The 16,508-nt window shown below is 47.8% G+C and carries 12 protein-coding genes; 7 read left to right on the top strand and 5 right to left on the bottom strand.

The features are described from left to right. Positions 1 to 231, bottom strand: a 231-nt coding sequence (locus VN105_RS05645; RefSeq protein WP_325638784.1) for a hypothetical protein, incomplete at its 3' end; no start/stop codon positions are given. A gap of 10 nt (positions 232 to 241) precedes the next feature. Further along, entirely contained in the window at positions 242 to 538 is a 297-nt protein-coding gene (locus tag VN105_RS05640; RefSeq protein WP_325638782.1) for a DUF2752 domain-containing protein, read from the bottom strand. A 166-nt stretch (positions 539 to 704) separates the two neighbouring features. Here VN105_RS05640 and rimP point away from each other — a divergent pair, with 166 nt between their 5' ends. The 6 genes from rimP (at position 705) to VN105_RS05610 (ending at position 10,498) form a co-directional block, all read left to right on the top strand. After that, entirely contained in the window at positions 705 to 1,169 is a 465-nt protein-coding gene (rimP, locus tag VN105_RS05635; RefSeq protein WP_227024441.1) for a ribosome maturation factor RimP, read from the top strand. Positions 1,170 to 1,185: 16 nt separating this feature from the next. Beyond that, complete coding sequence (gene nusA / locus VN105_RS05630) at positions 1,186 to 2,433, top strand: transcription termination factor NusA (protein ID WP_142684456.1); 1,248 nt, start codon at positions 1,186 to 1,188, stop codon at positions 2,431 to 2,433. Next, a complete protein-coding gene (gene infB, locus VN105_RS05625) occupies positions 2,420 to 6,190 on the top strand; it encodes a translation initiation factor IF-2 (protein WP_325638777.1) in 3,771 nt (1,256 codons plus the stop codon). Before nusA ends, infB begins: the two co-directional genes overlap by 14 nt. Positions 6,191 to 6,405: 215 nt before the next feature. After that, positions 6,406 to 7,791: a peptidylprolyl isomerase gene (locus VN105_RS05620; RefSeq protein ID WP_325638775.1), complete on the top strand. Its 1,386-nt coding sequence runs from the start codon at positions 6,406 to 6,408 to the stop codon at positions 7,789 to 7,791. Between the two features lie 154 nt (positions 7,792 to 7,945). Next, on the top strand, positions 7,946 to 9,793 hold the full coding sequence (locus VN105_RS05615) for an amidophosphoribosyltransferase (RefSeq protein ID WP_325638773.1): 1,848 nt from the start codon (positions 7,946 to 7,948) through the stop codon (positions 9,791 to 9,793). Positions 9,794 to 10,003: 210 nt separating this feature from the next. Next, positions 10,004 to 10,498, top strand: coding sequence for a histidine phosphatase family protein (locus VN105_RS05610; protein WP_325638771.1), 495 nt, complete (start codon positions 10,004 to 10,006; stop codon positions 10,496 to 10,498). On the opposite strand, the gene proC is transcribed toward VN105_RS05610, so the two are convergent. After that, positions 10,495 to 11,292, bottom strand: a complete 798-nt coding sequence (gene proC / locus VN105_RS05605) for a pyrroline-5-carboxylate reductase (protein ID WP_325638769.1) — start codon at positions 11,290 to 11,292, stop codon at positions 10,495 to 10,497. The genes VN105_RS05610 and proC overlap by 4 nt on opposite strands. Before the next feature lie 87 nt (positions 11,293 to 11,379). Between proC and VN105_RS05600 the strand changes: the two genes are divergently transcribed. Continuing rightward, positions 11,380 to 14,670, top strand: a complete 3,291-nt coding sequence (locus VN105_RS05600) for an AAA domain-containing protein (protein ID WP_325638767.1) — start codon at positions 11,380 to 11,382, stop codon at positions 14,668 to 14,670. 109 nt (positions 14,671 to 14,779) lie between these two features. Here VN105_RS05600 and VN105_RS05595 read toward each other — a convergent pair whose 3' ends face one another. Together VN105_RS05595 and dusB are read right to left on the bottom strand one after the other, a co-directional pair. Then, positions 14,780 to 15,349 (bottom strand): NUMOD4 domain-containing protein, encoded by a 570-nt coding sequence (locus tag VN105_RS05595; RefSeq protein ID WP_325638765.1) that lies wholly within the window; start codon positions 15,347 to 15,349, stop codon positions 14,780 to 14,782. A gap of 43 nt (positions 15,350 to 15,392) precedes the next feature. Further along, entirely contained in the window at positions 15,393 to 16,460 is a 1,068-nt protein-coding gene (gene dusB, locus VN105_RS05590) for a tRNA dihydrouridine synthase DusB (protein WP_325638763.1), read from the bottom strand. Positions 16,461 to 16,508: the final 48 nt, after the last annotated feature.

Here is a 16,508-nt window from a genome sequence, read left to right as displayed (position 1 = left end):
GTATACAATTCCCATGGCTATCTGGTCTACCAGGAAACGCTGAACCCCGGCCACACCGAGGAAACCTATAAGGCTGCAGATAAGAATTGTTTGGGGGTCTTTGCGCCTGCCCTGGTATACGGCCAGAAATCTTTGTTTATTTTCAGCGGAGTAGCTCTTGGTGAGCTCCTGAAGCCACATCATTTCTTCGGCTTCTATCCCGGGTAGCATCGCAAATGAAAAATCGTTCATAGAATTGGGTTTATGATTGTTTGAAATCAGCGTATTGGTTCCTGGCAAGTTGTATAATACGGTACAGCAGCACTGCTACCACAAGGGGGGCAAGCCAGTGATGCTGGATGGAGGCCTTCCACTGCCCATGTAAAAAATAATGGATACCATGGCCTAATCCGCAGCCGGGGCAAATGGGGATCCCTATATTTTTGAACAGGCATAAGCTGCCGGCATTTTCGTCAGGAGTCATCAAATACAGGAGAATAAGGCCCAGGGGCCATGCCAGCAGTTCGATATTTATTTTTCGCCGGAAAGCGGTTGCCACGTCAGATATTTTAAAAATATATATGAAAGATGGCAGTGTATCTTACATAAATATTTAAATACAAGTTAAAGAAATAGTTTTTCAATCAAAATAAAATCCTACTTTTGTACGAGGAAAAATGATTCAAACGAAGGGGACGAGATATTGTCCCCTTCGCGCTTTTTGTATGGCAAACGAACACGTGATAAAAACGATCCGGGAAATGGCAGAAGGACTGCTGGCGAATGATCCCGACAATTTTTTGGTAGACATCAGAATTAAGCCCACTAACAATATCAAGCTCTTTCTGGACGGGGATAAAGGGGTGCCGGTAGCTACACTGGTGTCATTCAACCGCCAGTTATATCCGTTACTGGAAGCGGCTGAACTGTTCCCGAACAACGATTTCTCCCTGGAAGTTTCGTCCGCAGGCCTGGATGAACCGCTCAAACTGCACAGACAATACCTTAAAAATATTGGTCGTAAAGTGGAAGTTACCCTGCTGGATGGCTCCGTGAAGGAGGGCACCCTGCAAACAGTCACCGAAGATGCTATTAACATCGAGGAACTGATTGGCAAGAAAAAAGAAAAAAAGTCAACTGATCTAAAACTTAATGAAATAAAGCACACAAAGGTGTGCATCGTGTTTTAAAATATAACAACTAAACATGGCTAGTATTAACCTGATTGAGTCATTTACCGAGTTCAAGGAGGCGGAAAATATCGACCGTCCTACATTGATGAAGGTCCTGGAGGATGTGTTCAAAACGCTTCTGCGGAAAAAGTATGGCTCAGATGAGAATTTTGACGTGATTGTAAATACCGAAAAAGGTGACCTTGAAATATTACGCCGTCGAACCATTGTAAATGATGGGGAAGTAGAAGATGACAATGCCCAGATCGCCTATTCTGAAGCAATCCTGGTAGAACCGGATTACCAGGTAGGAGAAGATTTATATGAGGAAGTTGAGATCATGGATTTCGGCCGCAGGGCTATCCTGGCAGCAAAACAAACATTATCTGCCCGTATCGGCGACCTGAAAAAGAACATCCTGGTAAAGAAATATGCCGACAAAGCAGGTGAAATTGTAAACGGCGAAGTATACCAGGTTTGGAAAAAAGAAGTTTTATTGCTTGATGATGAAGGGAATGAGTTAATTTTGCCTAAATCTGAACAAATCCCCACAGATTATTTCAAAAAAGGGGAGAACGTAAGAGCGGTGGTGAAGAAAGTGGAAATGAAAAACAACGCGCCACTCATCATTCTCTCCCGTACACATCCATCCTTCCTGGCTAAATTGCTGGAAATTGAGGTGCCTGAGATCTTTGACGGGCTGATTGTTATCAAGAAAATTGTTCGCGAACCGGGTGAAAGAGCCAAAGTGGCTGTTGAATCCTACGATGACCGTATAGATCCGGTGGGTGCCTGTGTGGGTATGAAAGGAAGCCGTATACATGGCATCGTACGCGAACTGAGAAATGAAAACATAGATATCATTAACTTTACCACCAACATTCAGTTGTTGATCCAGCGTTCGTTAACACCTGCCCGGATCAGCCGCATGGAAGTGGATAATGAGAACAAATACGCTTCCGTTTACCTCAATCCCGACCAGGTATCACTGGCTATCGGCAAAAAAGGAGTAAACATAAAGCTGGCTTGTGAACTGACTGGTTTTGAGATTGATGTATTCCGTGATGAAGCACAGGAACAGTCAGAATTTGATATCGATCTGGAAGAATTCTCGGATGAAATCGAAGAATGGATAATAGATGAGCTTAAACGAATAGGTTGTGACACTGCCCGCAGCGTATTAGAGCTGACCGTTGAAGAACTGGTTCGCCGTTCGGATCTGGAAGAAGAGACAGTGCAGGATGTAAGAAGAATATTACAGGAAGAGTTTGACAAAGAATAAAGCCGAGCCACAACCCTTCCCAGGTAAAGGCCTTATTAGAAAGGGAATTGATTTTTTCGAGTTATTGTTTAAACGTAAAAAAACATCCCGTTTTGAAGAAACGGGAAACAGGGGAGGCCCGAAATACGATATGCCTGAAACAACAAACAACACACCACGATTGCTGGCTGCAGCCAAAGAGTTTAATATTGGTAAGGAAACCCTCATCGATTTCCTTGGCAATAAAGGCTTTGATATGGACGGCTTTGGTTCTCCAAATGCCCGTCTTACGGCTGTTATGTACACAGCACTGCAGTCGGAGTTCCAGCAGGACAAGGCTAACAAGCGCAAAAGCGACCAGATAGCCCTGCCTAAAGGAAGCGTGTTAGAAACGATGAAGAAGAAAGAAAAGGAGGAAGCGGAAGCGGCGGCTAAAAAGAATACCACTAAAGAAAAAGAAGAGACGGCTGCTGCTCCCAAACAGGAAGCAAAGCCTGAAACTAAACCGGAACCGGCAAAGGAAACCCCTAAACCGGAACCACAACCACAGGCGAACGTTGCCCCGGCAACCCCGCCTCCCGCAAAGGAAAAAGCTGAACCAAAGCCTGAACCACCCGTTGTTACAGCTCCCCCTGTTGCGGAAGTTCCCAAAGCACCGGCAACGCCTCCTCCGGCAGAACCAGACACCGTGAAGAAAACTGAATCGCCGAAAATAAACGGCCCTAAAGTGATCACCACCATCGATCTGGACGCACTAAACCGCAATAAAAAACCAGTTGCCAGAAAAGCAGACCAGGAAGAATCCCCGGCTCCGCAACAGGCAGCAGAAAAACCACCGGTAAAAGAAGAAAAACCAGCGGTTACCCCTGCTCCTCCCGTTGCTGAAAAACCGGAACCTAAACCCGTTCCTGCTCAGGAAGCAACTACAGCGCCAACTGAAAAACCAGTTGACAAGGCTGATAAAGTGGAACAGGCCCCTAAAGCCGAAACCACCCCACCGGCAGAGAAAGTAGCGAAAACAGACAAGACCGATACGACAGAAAAAACGGAAAAAGCCGCACCGGTTGAAGATAAACCTGTAGTTAAAAAAGTGGAAGAAGTATTACAAGAGGCAAAACCCGCTGCAGTTAAAGAACCGGCGCAAATTCCTGTTAAAAATGTTGTAAAACCGGAAAATCGCAAACCCTCAACTGCCGAAAACACCCCACCTACACCTCCCCCTGCTGCCCCACAGGCACAAGACGAGGCTGCCGGTGCTGCTGTGATTGAAAATATCCAGGCCGAAAAACTAACCGGCCCTAAAGTAATCGGTAAAATTGAGCTGCCAGTTCAGTCTGACAGACGCGATAATAACAAGAACAGCAACTTTAGCAGGGACGAGAAACGCAAACGCAAGCGTATTATCGTGGAAAAGAAACCAGAACCCGTTCAGCCTAAAGACTTTAAAGAAGGCGACCGCAAAGAAGGCGGCGCTCCCGGGGAACATCGCCAGCATCAACATGGCGGACAAGGCGGCAATCGCCCCCACCACGATAACCGCGGCGGCGGACACCAGGGCGGCAACCGTCCGCAAGGCGACAACCGTACACATAACCGGCCAGGTGGTGGCAATACAGGCACCGGTGGCGGTAACTATAACAGACCAGCCGGACAAGGCCAGGGTCAGGGCGGCTATAACAGGCCAGGCGGACAAGGTGGTCCCGGTGGCGGTAACAGACCAGCCGGACAAGGCGGTGGTTATAACCGGCCTGGCGGACAAGGCGGAGGTAACAGACCCGGACAAGGCGGAGGCTATAACAGGCCAGGCCAGGGCGGCAACTTCAACAGACCGGGCCAGCACCGCGGCGAGGATAAACGCACTACCGAAGAAAAAGAAATCGATAAGAACGAGATCCAGAATAAGATCAAGGAAACAATGGCCAAACTCGGTGGCGGCGGTCGCGGTAAAAACGTGAAAGCCAAACACCGCAGGGAAAAACGCGAGGAAAGAGCCAACCAGAAAATCAACCAGGGCGATGGAGGAGATAACAAACTCCAGGTTACAGAATTTGTTTCTGTATCCGAACTGGCTAACCTGATGGATGTAAGCTTCGCGGAAGTAATCTCTAAATGTATGGGCCTCGGTATCATGGTATCTATCAACCAACGCCTCGATGCGGAAGTAATAGAACTGGTAGCCGGTGAGTTTGGATACGAAGTGGAATTTATCGGTCTGGAAGATGCAGAAGAAACCGATGATGACGAAGAAGTAGATGATCCGGAAGACCTGGTTCCACGTGCACCGATCGTAACCATCATGGGTCACGTCGATCACGGTAAAACCTCCCTGCTCGATTACATCCGCAGTGCAAACGTGGTAGCCGGTGAAGCCGGTGGTATCACCCAGCACATTGGTGCATACCAGGTAACCACAGCCAGCGGCAAAAAGATCACCTTCCTCGATACCCCCGGTCACGAAGCGTTTACCGCAATGCGTGCCCGTGGTGCCAAAGCGGCGGATATCGCCGTTATCGTGATCGCTGCTGATGATGCCATCATGCCGCAAACAAAAGAAGCCATCTCCCACTCACAGGCAGCCGGTCTGCCAATGGTATTCGCTATCAACAAAGTGGATAAGGAAGGCTCAAATCCTGAAAGAATCAAAGAACAACTGGCCGGCATGAACCTCCTGGTGGAAGACTGGGGCGGTAAATACCAGAGCCAGGAAATATCTGCGAAAAGCGGGTTAAATATCGATGTACTCCTCGAAAAAATATTACTGGAAGCGGAACTCCTGGAATTGAAAGCCAATCCCGATCGCGAAGCCTCCGGAAGTATCGTGGAAGCTACACTGGACAAAGGCCGCGGTTATGTTGCCTCCCTCCTGGTACAAAATGGTACCCTCCGTCAGGGCGATACCATCGTATCCGGCTCCTTCTTCGGAAAAATCAAAGCCATGTTCAACGAACGCGGTCAGAAAATGGAAGAAGCAGGACCATCCATGCCGGTACAGGTACTCGGCCTGAATGGTGCGCCACAGGCAGGTGAGAAATTCAAGATGTACTCCGATGAGTCTGAAGCTAAAGAAGTAGCTAACCGCAGGGCACAAATTGTTCGTGAACAAGGTATCCGTACCAAGAAACATATCACCCTGGATGAAATCGGCCGCCGTTTGGCATTGGGTAACTTCAAACAGCTGAACCTCATCATCAAAGCCGACTTTGATGGTTCTGTGGAAGCATTGAGCGATTCCCTGCAGAAACTGTCTACCGAAGAAATCGTGATCAGCATCGTTCACAAAGCAGTAGGTCAGATCACAGAATCCGACGTATTGCTGGCAACCGCCTCCGATGCCATCATCCTCGGATTCCAGGTACGGCCTTCTTCCCAGGCTGCCAAGCTCGCGGAAAAAGAAAATATCGAGATCCGTAACTACTCCATCATCTACGACGCGATCGATGAAATCAAGAGCGCCATGGAAGGTATGCTGGAACCAAAAATCGAGAAGAAAGTGGTGTGCAACGTACAGGTGCGCGAAACTTACAAATTCGAAAAGGTTACTGTGGCAGGTTGCTTCGTTGTCGATGGCAAGCTGACAAGAAACACCCGTATCAACGTAGTACGCGACGGTATCGTGGTACACACCGGCGAACTCGGCTCCCTGAAACGTTATAAAGATGACGTGAAAGAAGTAGCAGCCAACATGGAGTGCGGTTTGAGCGTACGCGGATACAGCGACCTGAGACCAAACGATTACATCGAAGGGTTCGAAGAAGTAGAAGTGAAGAGAACTTTATAAAAAGCCGGTAGCTTCTGGCCACCGCTTAAAGTAACATACAGCGAAGAAAATAATGATCCATCGTACAAAACCTGGCATCGTTATTTTCTTCGCTTTTTTTGGCTAAGATGCTTATGGCTAAAAGGCGGCAGCTTATCTAAACTTTTGTTAAATCCATCGACTTTCCCTATACTACTGACTTTTAAATGGTTATTTTTGGTTTTTACCGCTTTTGTATGAAGAAACTTTTAGCATTATCCGCAGGCGCTTTGCTGTTATGGCAGGCTTCTACGGCCCAGCAAAAACTGGTGGCAGACAAAATTATCGGCGTTGTAGGGGATAAAATCATCCTCAAATCCGATATGGACGGAGCTCTCAGCGACCAGCAGCATAACTCGCCCGATGGTAACCTGCCGCCGGACGCAGCCTGCAAAACACTGGAAATGCTGATTTCCCAGAAAGTAATGGTGTTACAGGCGGAAAGAGACAGCTTACCCGTAAGCGACGGCGATGTGGAAGCCCAGATGGAAAACCGTATCCGGTACTTTGAATCGATGTACGGCAGTAAAGAAAAAATGAAGGAAATTACCGGCTATTCCATTTATCAGCTCCGCGAACGCTTCCGTCAGCCTATCAAAGAAGGATTGCTGGCCCAGGCAATGCGCAACAAAATCGTTGAACCGGTAAAAGTAACACCCTCAGAAGTAAAACGCTTCTTTGATGCTATCCCGAAAGACAGCCTCCATTTTTATGAGTCCGAACTGGAAATAGGTACCCTGGTGCTCCAGCCAAAGGCCACCCGCGAAATGGACCAGTACGCTATTGATCGCATCCTCGATTTCAAAAAACGTGTTCAGAATAAAGAATCAGATTTCGGCTCCCTTGCTATCCTTTACTCCGAAGATCCGGGCGTAAAAGATAACAAAGGCGTATACACCCTGAACCGTAACGATAAAAACACCTGGGATCCCGACTTCCTGGCAGCAGCCTTCCGTTTGAAAGAAGGAGAAATGTCTTCCCCTGTTAAATCGCAACACGGCTACCACCTGATCATGATGCTGAAACGCTCCGGCGATAATGTTACCGTGCAGCACATCCTTGTAAGGGCTGCCGTAACCAAATCGGACCTGGCCGCCAATACCGCCAAACTGGATTCGATCCGTAAAAGCATCGTGGCAGGAAAAATTACCTTCTCAGAAGCTGTAGCGAAATATAGCGATGCTCCAAGCGCCAAATTCGATGGCGGTATGATGCAGTCGAAAACCGGCGATGGAAGCACCCTGATCACCATTGATCAGCTGGATGATCCTACAGAAAGAGATATTGTAATGATGCTGGATACCCTGAAACCAGGCCAGATTTCTGCACCGGTGCAGTTTACAGATGAAAATGGCCGTGCAGCCGTGCGGATCGTTTACCTGAAAACACGCACCCAGCCACACCGGGAAAACCTTACCGACGACTATTCCCGCATCCAGCAAAGAACACTGGATATCAAACGCGCGGAAGCCATCAACAAATGGCTCGTCGAAAAGATTCCTACCTTTTATGTACATGTAGACGATCAATATAAAGAATGTAACCACATCAGCCAATGGATGGCTGGCTTGGCCAAACAATAATCATAAAGCTATTCATTAAGCGGGGATAGGAGCGAAAGCTTTTATCCCCGCTTCTTTTTAAGCTGATACGGAATAGGCAAAGGCTGATAGCTTTACCAATCGCTTTCTGGTTTTCTCCTTTTTTGGCGTACCTTTGCGACTTCAATTTTCTGCCATGAGTGATGCGATCAAACATGAATGCGGTCTGGCATTTATAAGGTTAAGAAAACCGTTTTCCTACTACCAACAAAAATATGGGAGTGTTTTCTATGGGCTGAACAAACTATACCTGCTCATGGAAAAACAACACAACAGGGGCCAGGATGGCGCTGGTTTGGCTACCGTGAAACTGAACACTGAACCCGGTGTTCCTTTCATGCACCGCATCCGCAGTGCAGCACCCCAGGCTATCGGGGATATTTTCGGGAAAGTGCGGGATGAGATCCAGGAGATAGAAAAATATCAACCGGAAATCACCAAATATCCCGGCCTGATGAAAGGCCACGTACGTTTCCTCGGTGAGCTCATGATGGGTCATATCCGCTACGCTACCCAGGGTAAAAACAACGTGGAACTTTGCCACCCGTTTGTGCGCTATAATACCATTCCCGCCCGCAATCTCGCTATGGCAGGGAACTTCAACCTGATAAACACGGATGAGCTGTTCGAATTTTCAAAAGCTCAACCCGGCGAAGTACACAAAAACAGCGATCTGGCTGCCATGCTGGAAGTGGTGCATCATTTCCTCGCCAAAGAAGACAATGAAGGCAGCAACGACCTGGATATCAAAAAGATCCTGCAACAAGCCTTTTCCATGTTCGACGGTGGTTACCACACCTGTGGCCTGATTGGCTCAGGAGATGCTTTCGTGATCCGCGATGCACATGGTATCCGTCCTTCCTACTACTATGTTAATGATGATGTGATTGTGGCCGCCTCCGAAAGGGCTGCCATCCGTACCACCTTTAATGTAGGCGAAAATGAAGTGCTGGAACTCATGCCCGGCAACGCGCTGATCGTGAAAAACAATGGCGACTACAGTATTGAACAAATTCTCGAACCCAAAGAACGTAAAGCCTGCAGCTTTGAAAGGATTTACTTCTCCCGTGGTAATGATGAGAAAATATACAGGGAACGTACTGCACTGGGCAGGCACTTATCCGGCACCGTATTGAAGGCCATCGACAATGACCTCAAAAATACCATCTTCTCTTTTATTCCCAACACCGCTGAAGTAGCGTTCTATGGCCTGTTAAAAGGACTGGAAGCTTATCTCAATAAAATAAAAGTAGAACGTATCCTCTCCTGGGGTAACGATTTCGATGAGGAAAAGCTCTCCGAAATGGTGAACCGCCGTATCCGTATTGATAAGATTGCCACCAAGGATGTGAAAATGCGCACCTTCATCACGGAAGACTCCAGCCGTAATGAAATGGTACAACACGTATACGATATCACTTATGGTAAGGTAAGGCCCGGTATTGATTCCCTGGTGGTGATAGATGATTCGATTGTACGCGGCACCACGCTGAAAGAAAGTATTGTTAAGATGCTCGACCGCCTGGGCCCCAAAAAGATCATCATTGTATCATCGGCGCCACAGATCCGCTATCCCGACTGCTACGGCATCGACATGAGCAAAATGGGTGATTTTGTGGCCTTCCAGGCAGCTATCGGCCTCCTGAAAGATCACGGCAAGGAACATATCCTGAATGAAGCCTATGGCCTCTGCAAGGAACTGCAACGCACCAATACCCTTCATGCGCAAAACGTAGTGAAAAATATCTATAAACCGTTTACCCCCGAACAGATCTCTGCTAAAATTGCCGAAATCCTCAACCCGGGTGGTATTAAAGCGGAAATAGAAGTGATCTACCAATCTATCGAAAGCCTCCATGAAGCCTGTCCGAATAATTTGGGCGACTGGTACTTTACCGGTAACTATCCAACCCCCGGTGGTAACCGCGTCGTAAATAAAGCATTCATGAACTATATGGAAGGCAAAAACGAAAGAGGATATTAATTGTATAAATAACCAGGGATCTGGTCATCCGGCATTCAAAAGATCTGTTTTTTGAACCGGAGGATCAGATCTCTTATTATTTGAATGACTATTTGTTTTCATGTTAATTTTATCTTAAATAACCCAACCTCTTCAGACAGTATAAGTGTAACAAGTTAACTTCCTGTAAAATCTGTATTTTCGTTATAGATAATTATAGGTTTTCAGCCCATGAAAACATTACTACTTATACGTCATGCTAAATCCAGCTGGACCGATCCGGACATGGATGATTTTGACCGGCCCCTCAATAAACGGGGAAAAGCAAATGCGCCCGAAATGGCACAGCGCCTCATTACACGGGGCATGGTGCCGGAACTGATCATTTCCAGCCCGGCGAAAAGAGCCAGGTCTACCGCTAAAATAATGGCCAGTGAATGGAGCTACCCCAAACAGGCAATCCTGCTGGAAGAAGAACTATATCTTTGTTATGCCGCTACCTTCCTTAAGGTAATCACCAAAATTGACGACGACTTTGGCGCCGTGGCCATCTTTGCCCATAACCCCGGCATCACCGATTTTGCCAATTACCTTACAGAAGAGATCAGGATAGACAATGTTCCCACTACCGGCATCTTTGGTATCCAGGCAGATACCGATAGCTGGAAAGATTTTGACCTGGCAAAGAAAAAGTTCCTCTTCTTCGAGTATCCCCGTAAAGATTAGTCTTTTACAATTTTATTATAAGAAGCTGTTATTCCTTTTATCAGGGAAGAACTGAAGCCCTGGTGTTCCATCTCGTTCAACCCGGCAATAGTACAGCCTTTAGGCGTAGTTACCTTATCAATTTCCTCTTCAGGATGACGGTTTTCCCGGATCAGCAGCTCTGCAGCTCCTTTTACCGTTTGTGCAGCAATTAAACTGGCGGTACGCACATCAAAACCTATTTCAATACCACCCTGGATATTTGCGCGGATAAAACGAAGCGCAAAGGCAATACCACAGGCGCCCAGCACCGTAGCGGCATCCATCAGCTTTTCATCTATCGTTACGGTAGCGCCCAGCTGGTCGAACATGGTTTTCACATACCGGATCTGTTCTTCCGTGGCATGCTTATGAGAAATACAGGTAATAGATTCCTGTATGGCAATAGCCGTATTAGGCATGGCCCGTACTACCGGCATACCAGGCACTACATGCTCCAGGTCGTCGATACTTACACCGGTCACCACGCTGATCAGTATATGCTTTGCGGGGTCAAAAGAACTTTTGAACTCCTGCAATATTTCCCGCACATTGTAGGGCTTTAACGCTACCACAATTATTTCCGCTCCGCGGATGGCAATATCATTATCCGTTTCTATCTGCACTCCTGCCTCACGCAGATCTGTGAGGGTAGAGGTATCACGCTTGGTAACAATGATATCGCCGGCCCTGGAAAACCCGCTCTTCAGCAATCCCCGGGCAATGGCCGAGCCCAGATTTCCTCCACCTATAATGGCTATTTTTTTGGCTGACATAAAAAATGAAGATTACATTATAAATCGCAAGAAAGGTATAACAAATGCCGCATCCATGCAAACGACAACGATTCATTACCTTGCAGTATGCAGGCATTACACACAGCAGCTGCGTTTTACGCGAGGATAAAAGAAGCCCACAGTATAGCAGATACGGAAGATAAGACCCGTCACTATAAACAAATACTGGAAATCCTTTTCCGGGATCTGACCAGGAAAGAAACCCGCTCTTTCGGGAATCTTTTCGCACGTATGCAGTTTTATTTCGACCGGCAAACTGTTCCCCCCGATATCCACCAGCAACTGACCGCTCTTCGGATACTCACCAATAAAGCTACAAGGGGAATGTTTCCCCTGCAGGAAGCCGAACACCTCCTGTGCATCAAAGCCCTTACAGCAGCTGTTGCCTGGTGCTACCAGGCTGCACCACCGCCAGCACTCACTGCCTTATACGCTTCCACCGGCTCACACAAACTATCGCTTGCCTGGCAACACCGCCCCGGTAGCCTCGCCCTGCTGAAATGCATGGTAACTGCCGTTGGTGCGCTCAATACCAATACACTGGGTAAGTATACCCTGTTACTGGATGTTAAAAATGATGAACAGGGCGATTTCCAGCTCCTGCTGGAACACATGGATCCAGCTTCGGTGGTATCCCTTCATGGGCTGCTGCGCCCATACGACACCATTCATATACTCCACTGCCGCCAGGGTGATAACGGTCACGAATACACGACTACCAGCGAAAGCCAGGTGGTACTGGAACCGGATCTGCTGATAGACATCAGCGACCTGGCAGAATGCTTTACCCACAAAGGCCCCAACCGGTTATTATATCTTGTTAAAAAACTTATACCCCAGGCCTCCGGCCCGGCGGCATTTAAAGGTAACCTGGTAAATGCCCTGCTGGATGAAATGCTTCGTAACCGCAGCATAGATTTCAAAAGCTCCTTTGTAGAGGCAGTGGCAGAAAACGTGCTTCAGGCAGCCGCTTACGGCCGGGAAAAGATCAATGAAATGTTTCGCGATATCCGGCAGCAACACTGGGGCAACCTGCACAATACCGTAAAAGAATTGCAGGATAAACCAGTAAGAATAGAACCCACCTTCTTCTCCGCCCAATACGGGCTGCAAGGACGGCTCGACCTGATGGCGGAAGACGACAGCGACGAATACCGGAAAGAAATTTTTGAACTGAAAAGCGGGAGATGTCCCGACTTCAACACCTGGAAAAACCATGAAATGCAGGTGGTAGGATATAACCTCCTGCTGCGATCGGCCTTTGGGCGGCACAGGAAGGGCGGTTCGGCCATCCTGTACTCCGCGGCTGCTACCACTCCTTTGCGTAATGTAAGCAGCACACACCATATGGAAAATGACCTCCTGCTGCTACGCAACGAAGTAGTTGCCATGCTGCTGCGGCTTGCGGGAGGAGAATCTGACATACTTGGCGCTATTACCACTGCAGCAGCGCTGGGCCTGCCTTCCTTCAGCGCAGCTCATTTCACTACCTTTGAACAGGCCTGGCAAACAGCGCCTCCTGTGGCCAAAGCCTACTACCATGAGTTCCTTGCTTTTATGCTGCGGGAATACCTGCAGGCAAAGTGTGGCATGTTTTCAGAAATTAACCGGGAGGAGGATGCCGATGGTTTTGCTGCACTGTGGCTGCAACAGGAAAAGGATAAGCTGTCGCGCTTCAATATCATCCCCGGGCTGCGGTTCCGGGAATTTGATTCCGTTAACAGCTCGGTGTTATTTGATATAGTCGTGCCCGTTAGCCATAATTTCCGTAAGGGAGATACAGCTATTATTTATCCGCGTACCAGCACAGAATTACAACCTTTGCAGCAACAGCTGCTAAAGGGCAGGATAGAAGATCTCGGGAAAGATCAGCTGGCATTTTCCCTGAATAACCGGCAGATGACCCTCGATTTTCTCCGGCAATTCGATGAATGGATCATTGAGCACGACATTTACGAATCCAACTACTGGACAGCCACTGCATCTCTTTTCCATGTGATCTCCCCGCTTTACCGCGAGCGCACCAATATGCTGCTGGGCCTTACCACGCCACGCTGGTATCCTTTACAGCACACCACACCCGCCATGTTCAATGCTAACCAGGAGCAGATTGTGAAACAGGCCCTGGAAGCGCAGGATTACTACCTGCTGCAGGGGCCTCCCGGCACAGGTAAAACATCTTCCATGCTTACCACTATAGTAGGAGAGATGGTAAAACAGGATCACTATGTGGTTATTGTTGCTTTTACCAACAAGGCAGTGGAAGAAATATGCCATAAGCTGGAAGCCAAAAACATCAGGCACCTGCGTATGGGTGGGCGTAACGCTGATGCTTCGCTTACGCTGCGGCAGTACTGCCTGGAAGGCTCACTGGACGATGCCAGGAACTATATTACCGGGCACCGGGTATTTGTGGCCACAGTGGCTACCATGGCTACCCGGCTGGAACAGCTCACAATGATGGGGATTCCTACCGATACCTTAATCGTGGACGAAGCCTCCCAGCTAACAGAGCCGCAGTTGCTGGGGCTGCTGATGCCTTTCCGGAAATTTATCCTGATAGGAGACCAGAACCAATTACCGCCAGTAGTGGCGCAGGAAGCCTGGTTTTGCCAGGTGAAAGCTCCCTGTTTGCAGGAACTAGGCATCCGGGATCTGCGGACCTCCATTTTTGAACGGCTGATACAACGCTGTAAAACAAATCACTGGCGCCATGCCTGGGGCATGCTGAATACACACTTCCGGATGCACGACAGCATCGCGGCGTTGGTAAACCATTACTACGCAGGACAGTTATCTTCCGGGAAGGACGAACAGAAAGCCGGTTTTGACACGCTTGCCGTTCAGGAACATTTAGGCTGGGAAAGGATCCTGTCTTTAGGAAGAAAAATATTTATTGGCAGCCCCTACGAGGCCAGCTCCAAAATGAATAAAACGGAAGCGCAATGGGTGGCGTCTTTACTGCATCACCTGAAAGCCCGTTACGGAGCAGGCTTCAGTAAAGATACCGTAGGGGTGGTAACACCCTGGCGAACCCAGATCAGTCTTATCCGGGAGCTGATTGCAGATGATGAAGCGCTGCAGGATATTAATATAGATACCGTAGAACGGTTCCAGGGCTCTGAAAATGACATCATCATCGTGTCGCTGGCGGTATATCATGCTGCGCAGGTGCAAACGCTGCAATGCCTTGGGCAGTTTCAATGGGAAGAAGAGGAGATAGAGGTAGACAGGAAGCTGCTGGTAACGTTATCGCGTGCACGAAAACAGGTGATATTACTGGGTTATGAACCGGTGCTGCAGGATAGCGCACATTACCGGAAGGTATTAGGGGAAATGGCCCGTGGAGTGCTCTAACGGCGGCCGCTATACGTAAAGCCGGCTTAAGCCAAGTAACAATGGCCATACTAAGTGTATGGCCATTGTCAGACAACATCATATATGATCAGTCCTGGCAAACCAGGCTTTAATCCAGTGTTACATGTCCCCAGTTTTCACCGCTTTTGATACGGTAGAGCTGCATTTCGCTGATATCGAACTGTTCGGCGATTTGCTTCATTGTTTTTTTACCTGGTTTGCTAAGCAGGCGTTTGATGCTCTTTACTTTGGAAACATTTAATTTCAGCCCTTTCACACGATTGCGTTGCTTTTCCTTGTAGGCCAGCTTAGCCGGGCTTTTTTGCTGATGTTCTTCCATTTCCTCCTTGGTGGCCCATTGAAGATTGGAGGCTTTATTGTTCTTTTTATCGTAGTCCAGGTGAATCACATATTTATGTGCCCGTCCTCCTTTTTTGCTGAAAAGTTTAGCCACTTCCCGGTGCAGGTAGAGTGACTGGTAGCTATCTGCAGGCTTTACGTTTAATACCGTATAGCCTTCCACGGTAGACCCCGTGAGCAGCTTACCATCTTCGGTACTTTCATGATAACTGATCACTCTCCCCATGTTTGAAACGGCGTATTTTTTACGCAGGGCAGATTTGTTTTTAATCTGTAAGTCTTTCCAGACTTCATTTTTCAGATTTTTAATTGTGGTCATGTGAAAGTAATTTTTATTTTTTTATATCCCGGGGTTCATCCGTTTATCCGTAAACGTTACAACCGGCCATTTCATTATCTGCCGGCAGAAAATCGTGTGCAGCTAACTGTGGAGCAGCCCTTTCGAATATATGGTCCTTGTATTGTAACACAACCGCGTCTAATACTTCCTCAATCTCAGCTAATGTATTGTAAGTTACTAATTGTTGTCTGAATTCCTTTATATGCGGTAACCCTTTGAGGTAATTTGTATAATGCCGGCGCATTTCCAGTATGCCTACCACTTCTCCTTTCCAGGCAACAGACTGGTGAAGGTGTTTTTTGCAGACTTCCACTCTCTCCAAAACAGTTGGCAGGGCTAAATGTTCGCCTGTCTTCATAAAATGCTTGATCTCCCTGAAAATCCATGGATACCCGATGGCAGCCCTTCCTATCATTACGCCATCCACGCCATATTTTTGCCTGGCAGCGATTGCCTGTTCCGGCGTACATATGTCACCGTTACCAAAGATAGGGATTTGTATGCGTGGATTGTTTTTTACTTTTCCGATAAGGGTCCAGTCGGCGCTGCCTTTATACATCTGGGTACGGGTACGGCCATGAATAGTAAGCGCTTTGATGCCTACATCCTGGAGCCTTTCCGCTACATCCTCAATATTTTTGGTTTCCTCATCCCAGCCCAAACGGGTTTTGATGGTTACCGGCAGCTTCGTGGCCTTTACCACAGCGGCGGTAAGTTTAACCATTTTAGGGATGTCTTTCAGGATACCGGCGCCGGCTCCTTTACAGGCCACTTTTTTTACGGGGCAGCCGAAATTGATATCCAGCAGATCGGGGTTGGTGGCTTCTACAATTTGTGCAGCAAGCGACAGGGATTCTTCATCCCCCCCAAAAATCTGGATGCCTACCGGGCGTTCGTAATCGAAAATGTCCAGTTTTTTACGGCTTTTGATAGCATCACGTATCAATCCTTCAGAAGATATGAACTCTGTATACATGAGATCAGCCCCGTTATCCTTGCACACCGCACGAAAAGGCGGATCGCTCACATCTTCCATGGGCGCCAGTAATAAAGGGAATTCTCCCAGTTCAATATTTCCTATCTTCACCATAATTTATATAACCAGAGCAGCTTTTGCCGGAGTTATTATTTTAATATT

This window comes from Chitinophaga sp., assembly GCF_035564935.1.
In the GTDB taxonomy this organism is placed as follows: domain Bacteria; phylum Bacteroidota; class Bacteroidia; order Chitinophagales; family Chitinophagaceae; genus Chitinophaga.
Note: the sequence above shows the minus strand (reverse complement) of the source record. Positions and strands in the feature narration are given on the sequence as shown.